This window comes from Marinobacter sp. Arc7-DN-1, assembly GCF_003441595.1.
Classification (GTDB): domain Bacteria; phylum Pseudomonadota; class Gammaproteobacteria; order Pseudomonadales; family Oleiphilaceae; genus Marinobacter; species Marinobacter metalliresistant.
The window spans coordinates 4,195,328-4,217,210 of the sequence record NZ_CP031848.1; the positions used below are offsets into that span (position 1 = coordinate 4,195,328).

The 21,883-nt window shown below is 56.3% G+C and carries 13 protein-coding genes, 2 tRNA genes and 3 rRNA genes; 10 read left to right on the plus strand and 8 right to left on the minus strand.

The genetic code is table 11. The features are described from left to right. The first annotated feature begins 30 nt into the window (after positions 1 to 30). The 10 genes from D0851_RS19635 to D0851_RS20715 all read left to right on the plus strand — a co-directional run bounded on the left by D0851_RS19635 (position 31) and on the right by D0851_RS20715 (position 10,376). Positions 31 to 588 (plus strand): cob(I)yrinic acid a,c-diamide adenosyltransferase, encoded by a 558-nt coding sequence (locus D0851_RS19635; RefSeq protein WP_117620134.1) that lies wholly within the window; start codon positions 31 to 33, stop codon positions 586 to 588. A 285-nt stretch (positions 589 to 873) separates the two neighbouring features. Beyond that, the gene (locus D0851_RS19640) at positions 874 to 1,056 is read left to right on the plus strand and encodes a DUF1289 domain-containing protein (RefSeq protein ID WP_117620485.1); all 183 of its coding nucleotides are present in this window, start codon (positions 874 to 876) and stop codon (positions 1,054 to 1,056) included. An 87-nt stretch (positions 1,057 to 1,143) separates the two neighbouring features. After that, a complete protein-coding gene (purT, locus tag D0851_RS19645) occupies positions 1,144 to 2,334 on the plus strand; it encodes a formate-dependent phosphoribosylglycinamide formyltransferase (RefSeq protein WP_117620135.1) in 1,191 nt (396 codons plus the stop codon). A 474-nt stretch (positions 2,335 to 2,808) separates the two neighbouring features. Continuing rightward, positions 2,809 to 4,344 (plus strand): 16S ribosomal RNA (locus D0851_RS19650). Between the two features lie 244 nt (positions 4,345 to 4,588). Then, positions 4,589 to 4,665: transfer RNA gene (locus D0851_RS19655), tRNA-Ile, on the plus strand. Positions 4,666 to 4,937: 272 nt separating this feature from the next. Continuing rightward, positions 4,938 to 5,013, plus strand: a tRNA-Ala gene (locus D0851_RS19660). Positions 5,014 to 5,337: 324 nt separating this feature from the next. After that, positions 5,338 to 8,227: ribosomal RNA gene (locus D0851_RS19665) — 23S ribosomal RNA — on the plus strand. Positions 8,228 to 8,330: 103 nt separating this feature from the next. Then, positions 8,331 to 8,449, plus strand: a 5S ribosomal RNA gene (gene rrf, locus D0851_RS19670). Together the 16S, 23S and 5S rRNA genes with 2 tRNA genes alongside form the textbook arrangement of a ribosomal RNA operon. Before the next feature lie 947 nt (positions 8,450 to 9,396). Beyond that, a complete protein-coding gene (locus tag D0851_RS20710) occupies positions 9,397 to 9,801 on the plus strand; it encodes a reverse transcriptase domain-containing protein (RefSeq protein ID WP_227539372.1) in 405 nt (134 codons plus the stop codon). 203 nt (positions 9,802 to 10,004) lie between these two features. Beyond that, positions 10,005 to 10,376, plus strand: a complete 372-nt coding sequence (locus D0851_RS20715) for a group II intron maturase-specific domain-containing protein (protein WP_264756455.1) — start codon at positions 10,005 to 10,007, stop codon at positions 10,374 to 10,376. 99 nt (positions 10,377 to 10,475) lie between these two features. Here the strand turns inward: D0851_RS20715 and D0851_RS19680 are convergent, their stop codons facing one another. From D0851_RS19680 to D0851_RS19715, 8 genes are all read right to left on the minus strand, one after another. Continuing rightward, positions 10,476 to 11,156: a sensor histidine kinase gene (locus tag D0851_RS19680; protein WP_117620136.1), complete on the minus strand. Its 681-nt coding sequence runs from the start codon at positions 11,154 to 11,156 to the stop codon at positions 10,476 to 10,478. After that, positions 11,153 to 12,790 carry a response regulator gene (locus D0851_RS19685; protein ID WP_117620137.1) on the minus strand — a complete coding sequence of 546 codons (1,638 nt, stop codon included), beginning with the start codon at positions 12,788 to 12,790 and terminating at the stop codon, positions 11,153 to 11,155. Before D0851_RS19685 ends, D0851_RS19680 begins: the two co-directional genes overlap by 4 nt. Then, a complete protein-coding gene (locus D0851_RS19690; RefSeq protein WP_117620138.1) occupies positions 12,787 to 16,305 on the minus strand; it encodes a PAS domain-containing hybrid sensor histidine kinase/response regulator in 3,519 nt (1,172 codons plus the stop codon). Before D0851_RS19690 ends, D0851_RS19685 begins: the two co-directional genes overlap by 4 nt. 53 nt (positions 16,306 to 16,358) lie before the next feature. Further along, positions 16,359 to 16,865, minus strand: a complete 507-nt coding sequence (locus tag D0851_RS19695) for a hypothetical protein (RefSeq protein WP_117620139.1) — start codon at positions 16,863 to 16,865, stop codon at positions 16,359 to 16,361. A gap of 97 nt (positions 16,866 to 16,962) precedes the next feature. Beyond that, positions 16,963 to 18,729, minus strand: coding sequence for a sodium:solute symporter family protein (locus D0851_RS19700; RefSeq protein ID WP_117620140.1), 1,767 nt, complete (start codon positions 18,727 to 18,729; stop codon positions 16,963 to 16,965). 6 nt (positions 18,730 to 18,735) lie between these two features. Further along, positions 18,736 to 19,002: a DUF4212 domain-containing protein gene (locus tag D0851_RS19705; RefSeq protein WP_117620141.1), complete on the minus strand. Its 267-nt coding sequence runs from the start codon at positions 19,000 to 19,002 to the stop codon at positions 18,736 to 18,738. A 212-nt stretch (positions 19,003 to 19,214) separates the two neighbouring features. Continuing rightward, positions 19,215 to 19,922 (minus strand): PolC-type DNA polymerase III, encoded by a 708-nt coding sequence (locus D0851_RS19710; RefSeq protein ID WP_117620142.1) that lies wholly within the window; start codon positions 19,920 to 19,922, stop codon positions 19,215 to 19,217. Positions 19,923 to 19,939: 17 nt separating this feature from the next. Next, positions 19,940 to 21,856, minus strand: coding sequence for a putative nucleotidyltransferase substrate binding domain-containing protein (locus tag D0851_RS19715; protein WP_117620143.1), 1,917 nt, complete (start codon positions 21,854 to 21,856; stop codon positions 19,940 to 19,942). Positions 21,857 to 21,883: the final 27 nt, after the last annotated feature.

Below are 21,883 nucleotides of genomic sequence, written 5' to 3' on the forward strand. Positions count from 1 at the left end.
ATGGACGGAACCGGGTCACGGGAGAAATGAATGGTCAGGCTCACCAAGATATATACGAAAACCGGAGATAAGGGCGATACCGGCCTGGGTGATGGTAGCCGGGTCGCCAAGTACGATCCGCGTGTGGAAGCCTACGGCACGGTGGACGAAGCAAACGCCGTTATTGGCCTGGCGCGGCTGCATGTCGACGAGACGCTGGACAGGATCCTGGCACGCATCCAGAACGATCTGTTTGATGTCGGTGCCGATCTTTGCACGCCTGTTGTGGAAAATCCGAAATATCCGCCACTCAGGCTTGCAGACTCCAAGACCCTTGAGCTTGAGCAGGAAATAGACCGGTTCAACGCGGATATTCCGTCCCTGCGATCTTTCATTCTCCCGGCGGGCAATCCCGCAGCAACGTATCTTCACCATGCCCGGACAGTGACTCGCCGGGCTGAGAGGATCATTGTTCAGTTGAAGGAAGAGCAGGAGATTAGCCCCTCGGTGCTGGAGTATATGAACCGCCTGTCTGATTTGCTGTTCGTGATGGCCCGCTATTCGAATGCCAAGGGAAAAGGCGATGTGCTCTGGGTACCCGGTGAATGACATCCGCTAACGATGAAGGTCCTGGGGTTTGATATTCTCGTCTCCCGAGCACGGTGGCCGGCGCCGTGCCGCAGTGTCCCGTCTGGCTAATTCGCAGTAGATTAGCGAATTAGCCAGACGGGACACTAGTGTACCCACTGTCGGATCTGGGGTATGGCAACATCTGGAGGAGCCCCTGACCGAACAGGTATTAGAAGCAGAGGCCAGGAAAGGTTAAAGTGAGCGCCTTTGGGCCACATAGTTTTCCACTTGGTCACGGTTAAGCAGTCAGGTGAGGTAGGCAGGATGAAAGTCGCCGATAAGGTACGCTCGCCCTGTGTGAGCATTTGCGCGCTGGACGAGAATGACATTTGTGTTGGTTGTCATCGCAGCGGAGAGGAAATTACGCGGTGGTCTCGGATGAGCAACGAAGAACGCCGTGACGTGCTGCGAAAAGTTGCCGAGCGTGAAAGCAAGGTTTTGGTCTAGATTGTTATGTTCATTAGGGCAATCGCGTTTATGGCGTCGCCGGGCAATATTGGGCATTCGTAGATACCACACAGGACAGGCAATATCATGACTGACACAGTTCGAATTGGTACTCCTCTGAAAGAAAACGCCTTCAGGGTTCTCTTTTGTGGTTCCGGAGAGCTGGGCAAGGAAGTTGTCATCGAGCTTCAGCGCTTTGGCGTGGAGGTCATCGCGGTTGACCGTTATGCCAATGCTCCGGCCATGCAGGTTGCCCATCGCAGCCACGTTGTCGATATGCTGGATGGAGAGGCCCTTCGCCGCATTATTGAGGCGGAAAAGCCGAACCTGATTGTGCCTGAGATAGAAGCTATCGCCACTCCCGAACTGGTGAGGCTGGAGCGCGAAGGCTATCACGTGATTCCCACCGCACGGGCCGTTAACCTGACAATGAACCGGGAAGGTATCCGTCGCCTGGCCGCCGAGGAGCTCGGGCTTGCTACATCGCCGTACCGATTCGCGGAATCGAAAGAGGAATATCTCGCGGCGGTCGAGGCCGTCGGTTTGCCCCTGGTGGTGAAGCCGGTGATGAGTTCGTCCGGCAAGGGGCAAAGCCTGGTCAGGTCTAGCGATGATATTGAGGCTGCCTGGGATTATGCCCAGACCGGTGGTCGCGCCGGTAAGGGGAGGGTGATCGTTGAGGGGTTCGTGGACTTCGAATACGAAATCACCTTGCTTACCGTAAAGCATCGCGACGGCATTTCGTTCTGTGATCCGATCGGGCACCGTCAGCAAGACGGGGATTACCGTGAGTCCTGGCAGCCGCAGCCAATGAGTGAAAAAGCCCTGGCCCGTTCCCGGGAAATCGCCGAAGCTGTTGCCGGCAACCTTGGTGGCTATGGGGTCTATGGGGTGGAGCTGTTTGTTCGGGGCGACCAGGTATGGTTCTCCGAAGTGTCGCCGCGCCCCCACGACACCGGGCTGGTTACCCTGGTTTCCCAGGATTTGTCAGAATTTGCGTTGCATGCCCGCGCGATCCTGGGGCTGCCAATACCGGCGATACGCCAGCAGGGGCCATCTGCTTCCGCAGTGATATTGCCTGAGGGAGATTCCGATGCCGTTTCCTACTCCGGGCTTGAAAAAGCGTTAGCTGAGCCTGATATTTTTCTCAGGCTGTTTGGTAAACCTGAACTGAGAGGGCGCCGCCGTATGGGGGTGGCTCTTGCGACCGGTAGTTCGATTGCCGAGGCGAGGGAAAAAGCGACCCGGGCGGCGGCCGCGGTAAAAACCGAGTTTTGACGGTACATTGTCGATTTACCGAAAAAGTTATAACGAACCGTTGACACCTCTGAGCAGGTCTGTAGAATGCGCCTCTCTTTCGAGGGACAAGCCACTGACACAGGGGCTTCTTGAGGGAGTAACTGCTTGAAAGCGCTGAAGAAATTGAGTTGAAAAAATTCTTCAGAAAGCGATTGACAGGAAAGCGATTCGCTGTAGAATGCGCGCCTCGAAACAGGTAGTAAGCCGGTAAGTTTTTCGGCGATTTCCGGAGACGGAAGCAGCGAAAAATAAACGGTTGACAGGGTGGCGGAACGATGTAGAATACGCCTCCTTGATTGAGCCACGGCTCAACCGCTCTTTAAAAAGTTAACCAAGTAATTCGTGTGGGCGCTGGCCGAGGTATTTCGGAGATGAAATATCAGGACAGTGACTCGTCGAAATTGAGTTTTGTCTTGAGCAAGAATAGAGGATCTTCGGATTCTTGTATGATTTAAACTGAAGAGTTTGATCATGGCTCAGATTGAACGCTGGCGGCAGGCTTAACACATGCAAGTCGAGCGGTAACAGGTCCTTCGGGATGCTGACGAGCGGCGGACGGGTGAGTAATGCTTAGGAATCTGCCTGGTAGTGGGGGATAGCCCGGGGAAACCCGGATTAATACCGCGTACGCCCTTCGGGGGAAAGCAGGGGATCTTCGGACCTTGCGCTATCAGATGAGCCTAAGCCGGATTAGCTAGTTGGTGGGGTAAAGGCCCACCAAGGCGACGATCCGTAGCTGGTCTGAGAGGATGATCAGCCACATCGGGACTGAGACACGGCCCGAACTCCTACGGGAGGCAGCAGTGGGGAATATTGGACAATGGGGGCAACCCTGATCCAGCCATGCCGCGTGTGTGAAGAAGGCTTTCGGGTTGTAAAGCACTTTCAGTGAGGAGGAAGGCCTTAAGGTTAATACCCTTGAGGATTGACGTTACTCACAGAAGAAGCACCGGCTAACTCCGTGCCAGCAGCCGCGGTAATACGGAGGGTGCAAGCGTTAATCGGAATTACTGGGCGTAAAGCGCGCGTAGGTGGTTTGATAAGCGAGATGTGAAAGCCCCGGGCTTAACCTGGGAACGGCATTTCGAACTGTCAGGCTAGAGTGTGGTAGAGGGGTGTGGAATTTCCTGTGTAGCGGTGAAATGCGTAGATATAGGAAGGAACACCAGTGGCGAAGGCGGCACCCTGGACCAACACTGACACTGAGGTGCGAAAGCGTGGGGAGCAAACAGGATTAGATACCCTGGTAGTCCACGCCGTAAACGATGTCAACTAGCCGTTGGGACTCTTGAAGTCTTAGTGGCGCAGCTAACGCACTAAGTTGACCGCCTGGGGAGTACGGCCGCAAGGTTAAAACTCAAATGAATTGACGGGGGCCCGCACAAGCGGTGGAGCATGTGGTTTAATTCGACGCAACGCGAAGAACCTTACCTGGCCTTGACATGCTGAGAACTTTCCAGAGATGGATTGGTGCCTTCGGGAACTCAGACACAGGTGCTGCATGGCCGTCGTCAGCTCGTGTCGTGAGATGTTGGGTTAAGTCCCGTAACGAGCGCAACCCCTATCCCTAGTTGCTAGCAGTTTGGCTGAGAACTCTAGGGAGACTGCCGGTGACAAACCGGAGGAAGGTGGGGATGACGTCAGGTCATCATGGCCCTTACGGCCAGGGCTACACACGTGCTACAATGGCGCGCACAGAGGGCTGCAAACCCGCGAGGGGGAGCCAATCTCACAAAACGCGTCGTAGTCCGGATCGCAGTCTGCAACTCGACTGCGTGAAGTCGGAATCGCTAGTAATCGTGAATCAGAATGTCACGGTGAATACGTTCCCGGGCCTTGTACACACCGCCCGTCACACCATGGGAGTGGATTGCACCAGAAGTGGTTAGTCTAACCTTCGGGAGGACGATCACCACGGTGTGGTTCATGACTGGGGTGAAGTCGTAACAAGGTAGCCGTAGGGGAACCTGCGGCTGGATCACCTCCTTAAACGAAGCCGAAGGCTTCGGTCAGAGTCCACACGAATTACTTGGTTGGCTAATAAAGAGAGCAAAGGGTCTATGCAGGCCCGTTGTCGGTTTGGTTCAAACCACGAGACGATCTCGGGGTTTGGCGCCGGATTCGCGCCAGCTGACAAGGCGCAGGCTGAGAGAGTGAGGGAGCGTACCCAGGTACGTGACTGAGTGATCGAAGACTGCAACGCAGCCCAGGTGGTGCGAAGACAAGCAAAACCGGGTCTGTAGCTCAGGTGGTTAGAGCGCACCCCTGATAAGGGTGAGGTCGGTGGTTCAAGTCCACCCAGACCCACCAAAATTGCGTTATCCGTCGTTATCGCCGGGCTCACGTGCTACTCGCACGCTACACCCGCCGATGCCTAGGCTAACCCAATTTTCGGAGCGCGCCTCGCGGTAAAGAGGTGGGCCGAGTGGGTCATCCGCAAAGGTAGCGACGTACGCGGATGCGCCGGACAGGTTTTGTCAATCCAGGCGCAGCTTGAATGAGTGAAGGAGTGACCCTCGATGGGTCATGACGGATGCGAACGAAGGCTGCAACGACGAGTGACAGAAGCTGGACAAGTAGACGGGGCTATAGCTCAGCTGGGAGAGCGCCTGCCTTGCACGCAGGAGGTCGGCAGTTCGATCCTGCCTAGCTCCACCAAATTTACTGACCAACGCGAGTTGGCAGTGTACAGAAACAAGTTTTTCAGTTTGATGACCGAGTTAAGGGTTATGGCTGAAGGCCTTCTTTCTGATCACTGGGTCAGATTTGCTCTTTAACAAATTGGACGAGATAGAACACGAAGACGTTTTCTCATTATCTCCGAGAAAACGTGTTCAATGTGATAGCGATTTCAAGCGTTATCCGGTGTTGTCGTTGAAGTGGTTGTTATATTGCTTCAAGTGACTGTCTCGAAACAGGGTTCTTTGTCAGGCTTGCCTGGTAAGGGATGTTGATTCGTGAACAGTTGTCTTGGGGTTATATAGTCAAGCAACTAAGCGCATACGGTGGATGCCTTGGCAGTCAGAGGCGATGAAAGACGTGGAAGCCTGCGATAAGGCTCGGGGAGCTGGCAAACAAGCTGTGATCCGGGCATCTCTGAATGGGGAAACCCACCGACTTTCGGGTCGGTACCGTACAGTGAATACATAGCTGTGCGGGGCGAACCGGGGGAACTGAAACATCTAAGTACCCCGAGGAAAAGAAATCAACCGAGATTCCCTCAGTAGCGGCGAGCGAACGGGGACCAGCCCTTAAGCTGGACGACGGGTAGGAGAAGGCTCTGGAAAGGGCCGCCATAGTGGGTGATAGCCCCGTATCCGAAACCCAAGTTCAGTGAAATCGAGTAGGACGGGACACGTGATATCCTGTCTGAACATGGGGGGACCATCCTCCAAGGCTAAATACTCCTGACTGACCGATAGTGAACCAGTACCGTGAGGGAAAGGCGAAAAGAACCCCTGTGAGGGGAGTGAAATAGATCCTGAAACCGTATGCGTACAAGCAGTCGGAGCGGACGTGTTCCGTGACGGCGTACCTTTTGTATAATGGGTCAGCGACTTATGTTCAGTGGCGAGGTTAACCGTTTAGGGGAGCCGTAGGGAAACCGAGTCTGAATAGGGCGATTTAGTCGCTGGGCATAGACCCGAAACCGGGCGATCTATCCATGAGCAGGTTGAAGGTTGAGTAACATCAACTGGAGGACCGAACCCACTGTCGTTGAAAAGCCAGGGGATGACTTGTGGATCGGAGTGAAAGGCTAATCAAGCCCGGAGATAGCTGGTTCTCCCCGAAAGCTATTTAGGTAGCGCCTCGGACGAATACCACAGGGGGTAGAGCACTGTTTCGGCTAGGGGGTCATCCCGACTTACCAACCCGATGCAAACTCCGAATACCTGTGAGTACTATCCGGGAGACACACGGTGGGTGCTAACGTCCATCGTGAAGAGGGAAACAACCCAGACCGCCAGCTAAGGTCCCCAAGTACCAGTTAAGTGGGAAACGATGTGGGAAGGCTCAGACAGCTAGGAGGTTGGCTTAGAAGCAGCCATCCTTTAAAGAAAGCGTAATAGCTCACTAGTCGAGTCGGCCTGCGCGGAAGATGTAACGGGGCTCAAACTGGTCACCGAAGCTGCGGCTGTGCACGCAAGTGCACGGGGTAGGGGAGCGTTCTGTAAGCCTGCGAAGGTGTGTTGAGAAGCATGCTGGAGGTATCAGAAGTGCGAATGCTGACATGAGTAACGACAATGGGGGTGAAAAACCCCCACGCCGGAAGACCAAGGGTTCCTGCGCAACGCTAATCGGCGCAGGGTGAGTCGGCCCCTAAGGCGAGACCGAAAGGTGTAGTCGATGGGAAACGGGTTAATATTCCCGTACCTTGGATAGCTGCGATGGAGAGACGGAGAAGGCTAGGTGAGCCGGGCGACGGTTGTCCCGGTTTAAGCGAGTAGGGAGTGGACTTAGGCAAATCCGGGTCCACAATCTCGAGACGCGACGACGACTGCTCATAGAGCGGGAAGTCATTGATGCCCTGCTTCCAGGAAAATCTTCTAAGCTTCAGGCTATTCGGGACCGTACCCCAAACCGACACAGGTGGTCAGGTAGAGAATACCAAGGCGCTTGAGAGAACTCGGGTAAAGGAACTAGGCAAAATGGTGCCGTAACTTCGGGAGAAGGCACGCCGGTATTACGTGAAGCCCCTGCGGGTGGAGCGGACGCCGGTCGAAGATACCAGGCCCCTGCGACTGTTTATTAAAAACACAGCACTGTGCAAACACGAAAGTGGACGTATACGGTGTGACGCCTGCCCGGTGCCGGAAGGTTAATTGATGGGGTTAGCGCTTGCGCGAAGCTCTTGATCGAAGCCCCGGTAAACGGCGGCCGTAACTATAACGGTCCTAAGGTAGCGAAATTCCTTGTCGGGTAAGTTCCGACCTGCACGAATGGCGTAACGATGGGGCGCTGTCTCTACCCGAGACTCAGTGAAATTGAAATCGCCGTGAAGATGCGTGTATCCGCGGCTAGACGGAAAGACCCCGTGAACCTTTACTATAGCTTCACAGTGAACTTTGAGCATGTTTGTGTAGGATAGCTGGGAGGCTTTGAAGTGGGAACGCCAGTTCTCATGGAGCCAACTTGAAATACAGCCTGACCTGTTTGAGGTTCTAACTTGGTCCCCTGATCGGGGATGAGGACACTGTTGTGGTGGGTAGTTTGACTGGGGGCGGTCTCCTCCCAAAGCGTAACGGAGGAGCACAAAGGTGGGGCTAAGCATGTCGGACATCATGCGGTTAGTGTAATGGCACAAGCCCGCTTAACTGCGAGACAGACACGTCGAGCAGGTACGAAAGTAGGTCATAGTGATCCGGTGGTTCTGTATGGAAGGGCCATCGCTCAACGGATAAAAGGTACTCCGGGGATAACAGGCTGATACCGCCCAAGAGTTCACATCGACGGCGGTGTTTGGCACCTCGATGTCGGCTCATCACATCCTGGGGCTGAAGCCGGTCCCAAGGGTATGGCTGTTCGCCATTTAAAGTGGTACGCGAGCTGGGTTTAGAACGTCGTGAGACAGTTCGGTCCCTATCTGCCGTGGACGTTGGAGATTTGAGGAAAGCTGCTCCTAGTACGAGAGGACCGGAGTGGACGAACCTCTGGTGTTCGGGTTGTCACGCCAGTGGCATTGCCCGGTAGCTATGTTCGGACAGGATAACCGCTGAAAGCATCTAAGCGGGAAGCCCCTTCCAAGATGAGATCTCCCTGGCCCCTCGAGGGCCCTGAAGAGCCGTTCAAGACCAGGACGTTGATAGGTCGGGTGTGTAAGCGCTGCGAGCGTTGAGCTAACCGATACTAATTGCTCGTGCGGCTTGACTATATAACACCCAAGACAATTGCGGGTAACGCAAACCGGAAATCGATTATCACTCAGAAAACACCCTGAACGTTCCATCTCGTCCCCCAGTGATCAACCGTTTTTGCCTGACGGACCATAGCGGTCTGGAACACCTGATCCCATCCCGAACTCAGAAGTGAAACAGACCAGCGCCGATGGGGTAGTGTGGCGTTGGCCCATGGTGAGAGTAGGTCATCGTCAGGCTCCTATATAAACAAGCCCGACAGGCAATAGCTGCCGGGCTTTTTTTGTGTTGTGCGCCAGGCATGGCGGCGTAGCGCCTTGACGGGGCGCTGTTCCGGTACAGGTGGTGCTGGTGCCGGATGACTGGGGGTGCAATCCCCTGTGGGCCCGGGTAAGGGGAACCACTAGCCGGACGGGCAAGGTGTCCATCGCGAGGGTGGAATCTGAAGGGAAGCCGCAGGGCAAAACACTGACCTGCGACGAACAGAAATCGCATACGAGGCGGGCACACTGGGTAAGGCGGCCAATATCGTCAAAGCCCGATACTTGCACAGGAAGGTGTGAACGTAGATGCGGCGGGTATAAGTGTGAAGGTCACGCGTCTTACCCTGGGAAGTCTGGTTTTCTGCCACCGTGCTACTCACCTCGTGAGGGGTGGGGATGGGAAGCCAGAACTCAGCAGAGGCCATAGTAGGTGTGTCACCGCACACTGAAGGGCTGAACATGGTTGACCGCAAGTAGGCGATGAGTGCTCGTTGGTCGTGCTTATGAAGACAGAAGCGGCCCGGATGGGGGTCAGGGCAATCAGGGAGCGCCGGACGGAATCCGGCAGAGACTGGTGCCCGTGTCGAGGCAGACGCGGGAGGCTCATTCGTGGTACGAACGCGGAGCGAACGCGCGGATGGAACAGGTGCTTGAGCGCCCGAACCTGATGCGTGCGTATCAGCGGGTTGGTGTCCAACAAGGCGCAGCTGGCCGTCCGATCAGATGCCCACAACGGCCCTGAAAGGCCACCTGCAACAGCATTGGCCAACGGTGCGTGAGCGCTTATTGGCCGGGACGCTACCATCCTCAGCCCATACGCCGGGGTCAGTATCCCAAGCCGCAAGGCGGCGAACGGGTACTGGGTATTCCGACGGTACAAGATCGCCTGATTCAACAAGCCCTTCACCAAGTGCTGAGCCCGATTGCTGGAACCGACCTTCTCGGATCACAGTTACGGCTTCCGGCCTGGGAGAAGTGCCCATCAGGCGGTCAAGGCGATGCAGCAGCACATCAATGAGGGCCACCGTTGGGGTTGGTCGATCTGGATTCTGGCCCAGTTCTTTGACCGGGTCAACCACGATGTGCTGATGAGCCTGCTGGCTCGTCGCCATCACCGACCGCCGGATACTGACCCTGATCCGACGTTATCTGCGAAGCCGGCATGCTGGACGGTGGGGTGGTCAGCCCGAGACGGGAAGGACGCCACAAGCGGCCCGCTCTCGCCTCTGCTCTCCAATGTTCTTTTGACCGAACTGGACAGGGAGCTGGAGCGCCGGGGCCATCGGTTTCTGCCGCTACGCGGACGACTGCAATATCTACGTTCGTAGCAAGCGAGCCGGGCACCGGATCATGGCCAGCCTCACCCACTATCTGGAAACGCACTTGCGCCTGAAGATCAACACGGAGAAAAGCGCCGTGGATCGGCCTTGGCGCCGGAGCTATCTGGCGTTACAGCGTAAGCTGGCACAAACAGGTTCGGCTGAGGATTGCGCCCAAGAGCCTGAAAGCTCATCAGGCCAACCTGCGTCAGTTGCTCCGACGATCACGGGGGCGATCGCTGCTGACCACCATCCAACACCTGAATCCAGTGCTGCGAGGGTGGGCGAACTACTACCGCCTGACCGACTCAAAGCGCTCGGTAGAGGCGATGGACGGGTGGGTACGGCGACGACTCCGCCTGATCCTGTGGCGACAATGGAAGCGAGTTCACACTCGAGCTCGCAACCTGATGCGGCTTGGACTGGTGGAGGAACGGGCTTGGAAAAGCGCGACAAACGGGCGCGGGCCTTGGTGGAATAGCGGGGCATCGCATATGAATGCCGCACTCCCCAAGAAGGTCTTTAACCGCCTGTCTCTGGTAAGCTTGTTGGATACGATGACTCGGCTTCAGAGCCAGCCATGAACCGCCGTATACGGAACCGTACGTACGGTGGTGTGAGAGGACGGGGGAGGTAACTCCCCCTCCTACTCGTTCCCGGAATTTGTGTTTATGTTGTGCCAGTCAGGGCAACCAGATTTCAAAAACGCCACCACCAAGGCTGCCGCCATTGTGCAATTTGATGGCTCCGGTTCTTTTCCCGTCGCTGTGAAGCTCGGCAACGGAAGACGCAAAGAACAGCCCGAGGCTGGTGCTGCCACTTTTGAAATCCAGGGATTTGAAGCTCAGGGTGCCAGTGTGCTGCATGCTGTCCGGGTACCCCTTTCCGTCGTCTTCAACACCTATCACGAGATAGCCGTCCCTTTCGCCGGCCGTAAGGCGGATCTTGCTCTTGGTGTAGCGTATGGCGTTATTGATGGTGTTATTGAGCGCGCCGGTCAAAAGATCCTCGTCGAAAAAGCCGTTAATCTCCTCGGCCTCTACCGAGCAATCAATGCCCAGACCCTTGAGTAGCGGGGTGTGCCGGACCAGGTGTTCGGAGAGGAAGTCGGGCACAAAGTGCTCCTCAATATGAGCAGACAGGTTATTTTCCCCCAGCCGGTAGATACCCAGAAGCTGAACCAGGTCGTTATGCATGCGTTCGGCTTCATACTGCAGGGTATTGAATCGTGAAGACTCCCCCAGTGCTCTCTCCTGTTCTGATCGCAGTTCGTCCAGGGAATTCAGGAGCATACCAAGGGAGTTCTTCATATCGTGAACAGCGGAGGCAAGGACCATTGAAAAATCAATATTATGGTTGTTCATTCGGTGAGCCCCTTCAGCTTGCGTTGCAAGGCGATATAACGTCGGTGTTGGCGGTGTTGCCCTGGCAGGTTTGATAACCGGTCCAGGCAGGTCTGGCAACGCCTGAGAAGATCGGTTTTTTCCGGGTTATTGTCGTATTCCTTCATCAGCACCTGCACCAGGTTCAGGTTCAGGGCGGCATGATCAGGAACAATTTCCAGGGCTTTGGTAAACGTGTCCGCGGCTTCCCGCAGGTCCCCGGACTCAAACGCCCTGATGCCGTCGCGGTTAAGCGTGCGGGCCATGATCTTCTGACGGAATCCGACAGGCTCGTCCAGGAGACTTTCGATTTTCTGCAGGGTGTCTGGATCATCGCTGAAACGTTCGGCCATTTCGGCCAGAAGCTGTTTCGCTTCCGTCTCGTGGCTCATCCGGAACAGGGTTTTTGCATAGTCCAGCGCCGTTTGTACGTCCAGTGTTGTGGTGTCCTGAAGCTCAGGCCTGATTCTTTCGAGGATCTTGGCCGCCTGCTGATCCTGCCCCTGGCCAGCATACACCCGGCACTGAATGATCTGACTGCGCACCGCGATGTCTTCTTCCTCCGCGAACCGTTTTTCCATTTTTTTCAGCATAGCCAGTGCTTCTTTGGCCCGCGCGGCGCCTTCTTCTTCCAGATCGCCCTCACTGAGGTCGGACAACGTTTGCCCGAGAGCAAGATAATGGCCAGAGTTGTCGTGAATCGAGTAGGTTCCGAGCTCAACGGTCCGGCGCCACGCATCCGACGCAGTGTCCATGTCCTGATTGGAGCCGGCCAGCTCCGCCAGATGCTTCTGTCTGAGCAGGGCATTAGGGGAGTGTTGTGCGGCCTGTTCGAGTATTTGCTGGGCCTGGGTCGGACGACCCTGTCGCTCCAGACCTTCCGCGAGGAGGTCATAGGCTTCCATATAGTCTGGATGCTTGGCGATAAGCTCCCGAAGTCCATCAACTGCGTCGTCGAAGCTTCGTTTTGCAAGCAGGACTTTGCAGCGGCCAAACCTTGCCCATGAAAGCTCACGTTGGGCCAGCACATCGTCAAAAACCTTGAGCGCGTGAGCGAGATCCCCCAGTTGGAAGTAGAGGTCTCCCAGGGTTTTCATCAACCAGGTTTTGTAGCGGGGTTGCCTGGGGAGTGCCTGGAGGCATAGGGAGATGGCCTCCGGATAGTTCTCCCGGTCGATTTCCCGGTTAATGGGCATAAGCGCGTTACGCTGGCTGATGAGGCTGCCAAGTCTTTTCTCTAGAACTGCCCGGTTGATCGGTTTGGTCAGATAGGCATCCGGCTGATATTCCCGAGCCCCCATTACCATTTCCTTGGATGTCTCGGCGGTGACCATCAGAAACAGGGAGGAGCGCTTCAGGAGCTTTTTATGGCGGAGTTCTTCCAGTATGTGCTGCCCGTTTTTGCCTTCCCCAAGGTTGAAGTCACAGAGCACTACATCAACGTGGTTGTAGGTGCAGTACTGGATAGCCGGATTGGCATGGGCAACCAATTCGATTTTGTCTGCGCCACAGCTGCGTAACATCTGGCGTATGGACAACCGGAAGTTCTCGAAGTCATCAATAATCAGGAATGTCAGCTTGCCGAAAGGATTGAAATCGGTTTTTGAATCGGTCATGAGCGCTTCTGCTTGAGTAACTTGTTAACCAGCGCCCGCAATGCAGCGGGTTTTACAGGCTTGTAGAGAATCTGGTAACCACGGTTAATGGCATCTTCCCGAACTTCGGGTGCCATATACCCGGTGATAAGTATCCCCGGGATGTCCTCGCTAAGCGCGTCACGGATACTGTCCATGGCATCCAGGCCATTCTTGTTATCATCAAGCTGGTAATCGGCAAGTATAATATCGGGTCTCTGGCCTTCCAGTTTTTCCATGGCATCTTCGAGGCTTTCCGCAGCGGTCACATCACACTTCCAGTTACCAAGCAAAGCCACCATGCCGTGAAGAATGGCAGGGTCGTTGTCGATACACAGGAAGTGCAGGCCGCCGAGGTTCGAAACCCGTCGTGAGGTTGAGGCAGACTTAGTGGCGACGGGCTCGTTCTGTTCCGGCGCGGCGACAGGGACGGTGATTCCGAACACACTGCCACGGCCCTGAACCGAGTGTACGCTGACCGGATGGTTCAGCATGCCACTGATCCGGTCCACGATGGCCAGGCCGAGCCCGAGCCCTTTCTTGTCCCGGCCGTGCTGGAAACGGCGAAACTCCTCGAAAATGTGCGCCAGCTGGTCTTCGGGTATACCCGGACCCGTGTCCCAGACTTCAATGCGGATATACCCCTTTAATCTCCGGCAGCCGAGCAGAATCTTCCCTTCCGGCGTATAGCGTATGGCATTGGACAGGAAATTCTGGACCACACGGCGCAGCAATTTGGCGTCCGAGCGGATCCAGACACTGCTGGGTACAACGTGGAGCTCCAGGTCCTGATCCTTGGCAATCGCCGAAAAGTCGGTCGCAAGATGTCGCATGATCTCATTAACCGGGAAGGCCCCGATGTCCGGTTCCAGTGCACCTGCATCAAGTTTGGAGATATCAAGCAATGTACTGATGATCTCTTCGGCAGCACCGAGGGAACTGTCAATATGATCCACCAGATCTTTCATTTCAGTATCGTCGGCCTTGCCAGCCAGGGCAGAGGTAAACAGACGGGCCGCATTGAGGGGCTGCAACAGATCATGACTGGCCGATGCCAGAAACCGGGTCTTGCTCTGGTTGGCCTGCTCGGCAACGGATTTCGCTTTCAGCATCTGCTCATTGATGACCTGAAGCTCCTGGGTACGCTCCTTCACCCGTTGTTCAAGGTAGATATTGGTTTCCTTGAGGGCCTGCTCGGTCCTTCGCATGGCTGTGATGTCCTGGAAGGTGGTTGCATAGCCACCCCCGGGTATCGGGCTGCCGTCTACCCGCAGGACGGTTCCGTCGGGCCTCTGGCGCTCGTAGGACATCGGCCGGCCTTCCCGCATGCTGGTGCAGCGGTCCTCGACAATTTCATCAATCCTGCGGGCTGACAGGTTGGCGTTGGTCAGGTTATACCGCATCAGATCTTCGACCGGGCGCCCAACCTTGACAAACCCCTTGGGGTAAGTGAACAGCTCGAGATAGCGATGATTCCAGACCACCAGTTGTTGCTGATGGTTAACCACCGAGACGCCCAGACTGATGTTTTCAATGGCTGACTGTAGCAGTTCCCGGCTGAACGTCATGGCCTGGGAGGCCTCATCGACGATGCTGACCACGTCCTCAATCTGCATGTCGCGACCGGTGAGGGTGGATTCCAGCACCACGCGGGCCGTGGAGGCCCCGATAACGGAAGCCAGCTGCCGCTCGATGTACTTCATGAGGTGGGCGGATGCAGGACGGTGTGGGTGCAGCCGGATGGCGTTGCGGCGCTCGTAATTCCGGAAAATCGTCTCGGAACGCTCCTCGCCCATGAAACGGTCGGTGAGGGCCTGCAGGTCAGAGGTCAGAATCTCGCCCTGCCAGCTCTGGTGCTGGGCGGTTTCCGCTTTCGGCTGGGGATCGTGAAAGAACGAGGCAATCTGGATTTTTTCCCGCACCCGTTGTCGGGTAAGCATGGAAAGCAGGATGTAGACCACGGTATTTATGCCAAGGCTCCAGATAATGCCATGGCTGATCTGATCCAGATCAGAGCCAAACAATGCCGTGGGTCGGGTCCAGTTGATACCCCAGATGCCCTGTTCAATCAGCGAGTCCGTTACCCATCCGGTGGTTGCGAGTGCCGGCAGCAGCAGGGTGTAGCACCACATCAGGAAACCCAGGCCGAGGCCCCAGACGGCGCCCATGTAGTTGCCGCGCCGCCAGATGATACCACCAACCAGCGCCGGCCCGAACTGCGCGGCTGCTGCGAAGGAAAGCAGTCCAAAGGCGGTCAGGCTGTAATCCTCGCCCGCCATACGGTAGAAGCCATAGGCAGTCAGCAGGACCACAAAGATCGCGACACGGCGAATGCTGAGCAGAAGATAGCTCAGGTCGTTGCGCCGGTTCATCCCCGGCCGGAAAAATTTCAGGAGCGCCGGCATGATAATTTCGTTGCTTACCATGGTGGCGATGGCGACCGAACTGACGATCACCATGGCCGCTGCGGCGGAGCCACCACCCAGAAACGCCAGTATCGCAAGCCATTCCTCCCCGGCCATGATCGGCAACTGGAGAATCAGTATATCGGGGTTGCCCGCGGCCGCTTCGGGAGACAGCATGCCCGCCGCAGCGATGGGAAGTACAAAGGCGGAGGCCACGATCAGGTAGATGGGCATGGCCCAGCGCGCGATCTCAAAATCCCGGTGATCGGTGTTCTCGACCACCATGACATGGAATTGTCTTGGCAGGCAGATGATAGCCAGCATCGCAACCAGGGTCTGGGTGATAAAGGCGGGAGCCTCGATGCCGTCGGTGGTCAGGGTGCCCATCAGGTCGGCGTCTTTCGCCCGGGAAAACAGGTCGCCGAATCCACCGTACAGGCCGTAGCCGACAAAAAGGCCGACGGCGATAAAGGCCACGAGCTTTATCAGGGACTCGAAGGCGACCGCCTGAATCATCCCCCGGTGGTGCTCCGTCGATTCCAGGTGCCGGGTGCCAAACAGCACAGTGAATACCGCCAGGGCCAGGGTGATGTACCAGGCAGAATCCTTCCAGGCCGCTGAGCTTAGCCCCTCGTAGCCGGTACCTGTCCCGGACAGGACGGCGAAGCCCATGGCAATGGCTTTCAGCTGCAAGGCAATGTAGGGAACGCTGCCTATGAGGGCGAAGGTTGCGATCATCGCGGCCAGGAGCTGTGATTTGCCGTACCTGGAGGCGATGAAATCGGCGATGGAGGTGCTGTTGTTGCGTTTGCTGATGTAGATAATCCGGCGCAGCATGTGAGCGCCGAACACGAAGACCAGCAGCGGGCCCAGGTAAATCGGGAGAAAGCCAAGGCCTTCCTGGGTGGCGCGGCCCACGGCGCCATAGAAGGTCCAGGAAGTAAAGTAAACTGCCAGTGACAGGGCGTAGATATGGGTTCGTGCCAGGCGCCGCCGATACAGCCCCGGATGTTTGTCGCCGGCCCAGGCGATCACGAACAGGATCGAAATGTAAGTGATGGAAATAAGAGCCAGCAACCAGGCGCTAATCATGGATATTCATTCCCGTCAGGGTCGGCAGGTCAGGGCGTCACGCTATTGTCGCATCATTCCGCACAGACGGTGTCATACAGGGCATCTCCGGGTTCAAGAACCTTCAGATTGTCTACCCGGGGGCTTCCGTCCGATCCCAGGGGCACGAGTTCCCGGGACGCACAGTTGATGATGTGAATGCGGTGGGAAACGGCGTCTATCACCTTCTGTTCGAAGCGATAGAGCGTAAACCGGACGATGTCATCGCTGTTTGTGTCACGGCTGATACTCTTGATATCCACAGTCGAAAAAGCGGTAACATACGGAAAAACAAAGGTCCAGGGCCGCCAGAGGATGCCGTCAGTTTCAGTATTCACAACCACGGCTTCTTCCGGCAGGCGGGATTGTTTCTGGTCGAACCAGGTGTATTCCATGTAGATGAGATAGCCGAGCATGCCGGCGCCGGCAAAAACGGGGATGATCCACTTCGGGGCTTTGTTTCGGGTAGCGGCCCTGATACCGAGAGCGATACCTGCGGCACCCAGGCCGCAGACTACTGTGGCAACAAATGTCCAGAACATAAAATAACTTCCTCAAAAAAGAACGGGCTCCCTCATTGAGGAAGCCCGTTCAGTATCAACCTGTCAGTTCAGGGAACGAATCAGGTTGAGATGTTGCTCAGTGGTCTTGAGCTTGGCCGGACCCACGTGGGTAACGGACGCTTTCAACCAGCTCCTGAATCTCAACGGGCGGCTCTTCAGTTGCGTTGGATACAATGAAGGCTACCGCAAAGTTGACAATTGCGCCAACCGCGCCGATGGACAGCGGGGAGATGCCCAGCACCCAGTTCTCCGGGGTATCTGCCAGGTTGTTGGTACCCGGAATGAACAGCCAGCCCTTATAGACGAAGATGTACGCCAGGGTGAAGCCCAGGCCGGTCAGCATGCCGGAGATGGCACCGGTGTTGTTAACACGCTTGGAGAAGATACCCATCATCAGCGCCGGGAACAGGGACGCGGCGGCAATACCGAAGGCAAGTGCCACCACCTGTGCCGCGAAGCCCGGGGGATTGGCGCCAAGCCAGGTCGCCACCGCGATCGCGACAGCCATGGAGATCCGTGCTGCCAGCAGTTCGCCTTTCTCCGAGATGTTCGGGTTGATAGACCCCTTGATCAGGTCATGACTCACCGCGGAGGAAATCGCCAGCAACAGGCCCGCTGCTGTGGACAGTGCTGCCGCGAGGCCGCCCGCCGCAATGAGACCGACCACCCAGCCTGGCAGGTTGGCGATTTCCGGGTTGGCCAGAACCAGGATATCCCGGTTAACGACCAGCTCGTTGCCTTTCCAGCCACGGGCGTCAGCCTCGGATTGGAAAGCTTCGCTGTCGTTATACAACTGGATACGGCCATCTTCGTTCTTGTCGGTGAACTGAATCAGACCGGTAATTTCCCACTCCCTGATCCAGTTCGGACGCTCATCGTACTGGATTGGCTCAGCTGCGGTGCCGTCCGGGTAGATGGTGGTCATCAGGTTCAGGCGCGCCATGGAAGCAACAGCCGGCGCAGTCAGGTACAGCAGGGCGATGAAAACCAGGGCCCAGCCGGCTGACCAGCGCGCGTCGGCAACTTTCGGCACGGTGAAGAAGCGGATGATGACGTGCGGCAGGCCAGCAGTACCGATCATCAGTGACAGGGTAAACAGGACCATGTTCAGTTTGTTGTCCACGTCCGCGGTGTACTCGTTGAAGCCGAGGTCGGTGATGACCTGATTCAGCTTGGAGAGTAGCGGCATGCCGGAGTCCACGTGGGTGGAGAACAGGCCGAGACCGGGAATAGGGTTACCGGTCAGTTGCACGGAGATGAACACGGCAGGGATGGTGTAGGCGACGATCAGCACGCAGTACTGGGCAACCTGGGTGTAGGTGATACCCTTCATGCCTCCCATAACGGCGTAGATGAAGACCACGACCGCAGCAATGATCAGACCCAGGGTGGCGTCAACTTCGAGGAAGCGTGAGAAGGCAACACCGGCACCGGCCATCTGGCCGATTACGTAGGTCACGGACGCGACGATCAGACAGATAACCGCCACCAGGCGCGCATTCTTGCTGTAAAAACGATCACCGATGAACTCGGGTACGGTGAACTTACCGAACTTCCGCAGGTACGGGGCCAGCAGCATCGCAAGCAGAACGTAACCGCCGGTCCAGCCCATCAGGAAGGTGGAGTTGGCGTAACCACCGGCGGCAATCAGGCCCGCCATGGAAATGAAGGATGCCGCTGACATCCAGTCGGCACCGATCGCCATACCGTTGGTGATCGGATGAACGCCGCCGCCGGCAACGTAGAAGTCCTTGGTGCTACCGGCTTTCGCCCAGACAGCGATCAGGATATAGATGAGGAACGAGGCCCCTACGAAAATGATGTTGATGGCAAATTGGCTCATTCGTTCTTACTCCTCGTGCACGCCGAATTGTTCGTCGATCTTATTCATGCGCCAAGCGTAGAAGAAGATCAGAGCGATAAACGTAAGGATGGAGCCTTGCTGGGCGAACCAGAAGCCCAGATCGGTGCCACCAATCGGAATGCCCGCGAGCATCGGACGAAGCAGAATTGCAAAGCCATAAGATACCAGGGCCCAGACAATCAGGCTCCCGAATATCAGGCGCAGATTCGCCTTCCAGTACTTCTCAGCGTCGTAGCTATGACCAACTGACATAGGATCACTCCTGTTTTGTTGTTGTGGAGGTTGGGTGGGTTTTTGGCGAGGCACTTGGGTTAGAGAATTTATTATTCATATAAGTACTTCTCCGACTAGTTGTCCCTACTGACTTTACTGGTCAAGCGATTTATAGATATTGGCAAAAGGTCTAATTCTCAGTCATTTGCCGAATAATTGATCGAATTCTGCGCACTCGTTCGTAGCTGGAATTAAAAACGATGCATGTTTTGCAGTCGCCGGTGATAAAGAAGCTTGTCGTGGAGTCCCTTAAGGGTTTTTACCCCCTCCTTCCGGGCCTTGTTCAGGGCCACCAGGGTCAGCTCTGCGGTCGCCAGGGCATCGGACGCGGCGTGGTGCCGTTCAGTAACCTCCAGGCCAAAATAGTCCGCCCAGTGATCAAGGCCCTTGCCGCCCGTCTTTGTATTCGGAAAAAAGGCCGGCATCAGGTCTGCAACGTCCATCCAGGTGTGGCTCAGGGTGTAGCCAATCTGGGCCCGTAGGGTTCTCTCCAGGAATTTCTGGTCGAATGCCGAGTGATAGGCCAGTACGGGATCGCCGTTCATCCATTCCAGCAGGTAAAGCAGTGCATCTTCGGTTTCCTGGCCCTGGGTAAGGGCTTCGGGGCCAATTCCGTGGATGAGTACGGTTTCCCGTATATCCAGTTCCGGTCGCCTCAGAATCAGATCAAACTGGTCACTGAGGTGGATAATGCCGCCCCGGATGGCAACAGCGCCGATTGCGATGACCTCATCTTTCGCAGCATTCAGCCCCGTGGTTTCCAGATCGAGTACAATCAGGCGGCAATCGGATAGCAGCTGCTCCCCCGGTGATTTGGGATGGGGCAGATTGTCCGGGTCGTGGCTGCCAATCTTCCCGCCCCGGCGCTGCTCTATCCATTGTTTTATCTGTTCCAGCATGACGTGTTGCCTGACGGTCAGAGTTGGTAGGTCACTTCGAGTTTCTGTTGCAACCGCTGAGCCTGTCTGAAAGACTCCCGGAGGATGCGCCGATCCAATGGGTTCAGATCGTCCGGATCAATGTAGTTGGTCAGTTCTTCGCCCTTTTCGAGCATTTCCTGGTGGGCTCGCATCCGGATGGCCTGGATCAGGCTATAGCTTTCCTTCCAGGCATTGGCGTCCTTCGGATCAAAGACCCCTTTTTTTGCCAGCTCATCCATGCGCTCCAGGGTGTTTGCCGTTTCGACCCCGTTGGCTAATGCAAAGACCCTGATCGCTTCCACGAAGGGCGCAAGGCCCTGGCGTTTGAGGTCAAGCGCACGCTTTTTGCCTTCTGAGACATAGCGGAAATTCCGGAACATGGTCAGCGGCGGCTTCCGTTGAAAGGCATTGCCCGCCAGCATCTTCTGGAACAGGGCGTTTTTCCGGATACGGGACAGCACTTTGTCCAGCAGATCATGCAACGGCTCGGTGGCGCCAAACACCGCTCTCATATCGAGAAAGATTGAGGAGTACACCAGGTTCTGGGGTGTCGAGGCATCAATAAACCGGATAAACCAGTCGTCCCATTCCCTGTCACTGAGGCAAAGCTTCGGGTTGCTGGCCATGATGTTGCCTTTGCACAGGGTAAAGCCGCACTCCGCCAGCTCCTGGGTGACGGTCTGGGCAAATGGCAGCAGTTTCTCCCGAACCTGTTCTTCGGTCATGCCTTCCGGGGTCCGGAACAGGATGCCGTTGTCCTGATCGGTCAGCAGTGTCTGCTCCTGGCGCCCTTCGCTGCCGAAGGTCAGCCAGGTAAAGGGAATGCCCGGGTCGTTTTTCTTGATGTTCAGTTCCAGTACCCGTCGAACGGTTACGTCGTTCAGGGTTGTGATGATCTTGACCACCTGCCCGGAATCGGCGCCGTGGGCCAGCATGGCATCGACCAGACGGGACACGTCTGATCGCAGGCTGACCAGGGTGCGCAAGTGGGTGGCGGTACTGATGGTGCGGGCAAGGTTGACCAGATCCACCCGTTGAAGGGCGAAAAGGTCCCGCTCCGACACTACGCCAATAAGTTTGTTTTCATCATCGACCACGCACAAGTGGGCAAAATGGTGTTCCGCCATCAGCATGGCAGCCTCAAAGGCATCCGCATGGGAGGGCAGGCAGCAGGGCTCTTTCGTCATGACCTGCCGAATTGGCGTATTCAGGGGGCCCTTTTCCTCGGCGATCATGGTACGAAGATCCCGCAGCGTAAAAATGCCGGTTGGGTGGCGGTTGTCGTCGGTAACGATAATGCTGCCGACGTTGTTTTCGTGCATGCGTGCCACTGCTTTTCGTACCGGAAGGTCCGGGGAGCAGACAATCGGATTGCGCAGGGCAAAGCGCTCAAGAGGCGTGTCCAGGGACGTGCTGGAGCCCATGGAGGCCATAGCGCCGGACTGGATGCGCCGGTTTACCTGATCAAGCAGGCTGCTGACACCGCGAAGGCAGAAATCCCGGAAAGGCTCACTCTCTGAAAACAGGGTAATGAAGGCATTCTGTCCGATGCTGAGGCAGAAGGTGTCTCCAGACGCGCGGTGCAGGGTTCTGGTTGGCCGTTCGCCAATGATGGCCGCCAGTGGAAAGCATTCGCCCTGGCTGATTTCAAAGGTGGTTTCCGTCCGGTCTTCCTTTTCATTATGTCGCTCGCCACGAATCCGCCCCTGCTTGACCACGTAGAATCTTTTTACGACGCCCTGATCCGGAGACAGAACGGCGTCGCCGTCTGCATAGAACTGCAGAGATGCGTGCTCGGCAAAATGTGCGAGGTGCGTATCATCCATGCTGGAGAAAGGCGCATGTTCCCGAAGAAAGGTCATAATCGCGCGGATGTTCTGGGGGGGGGTGGTTTCTGTGTTTGCTGCGGCCATGTCCGTATCCACTCGATTGTTATTATT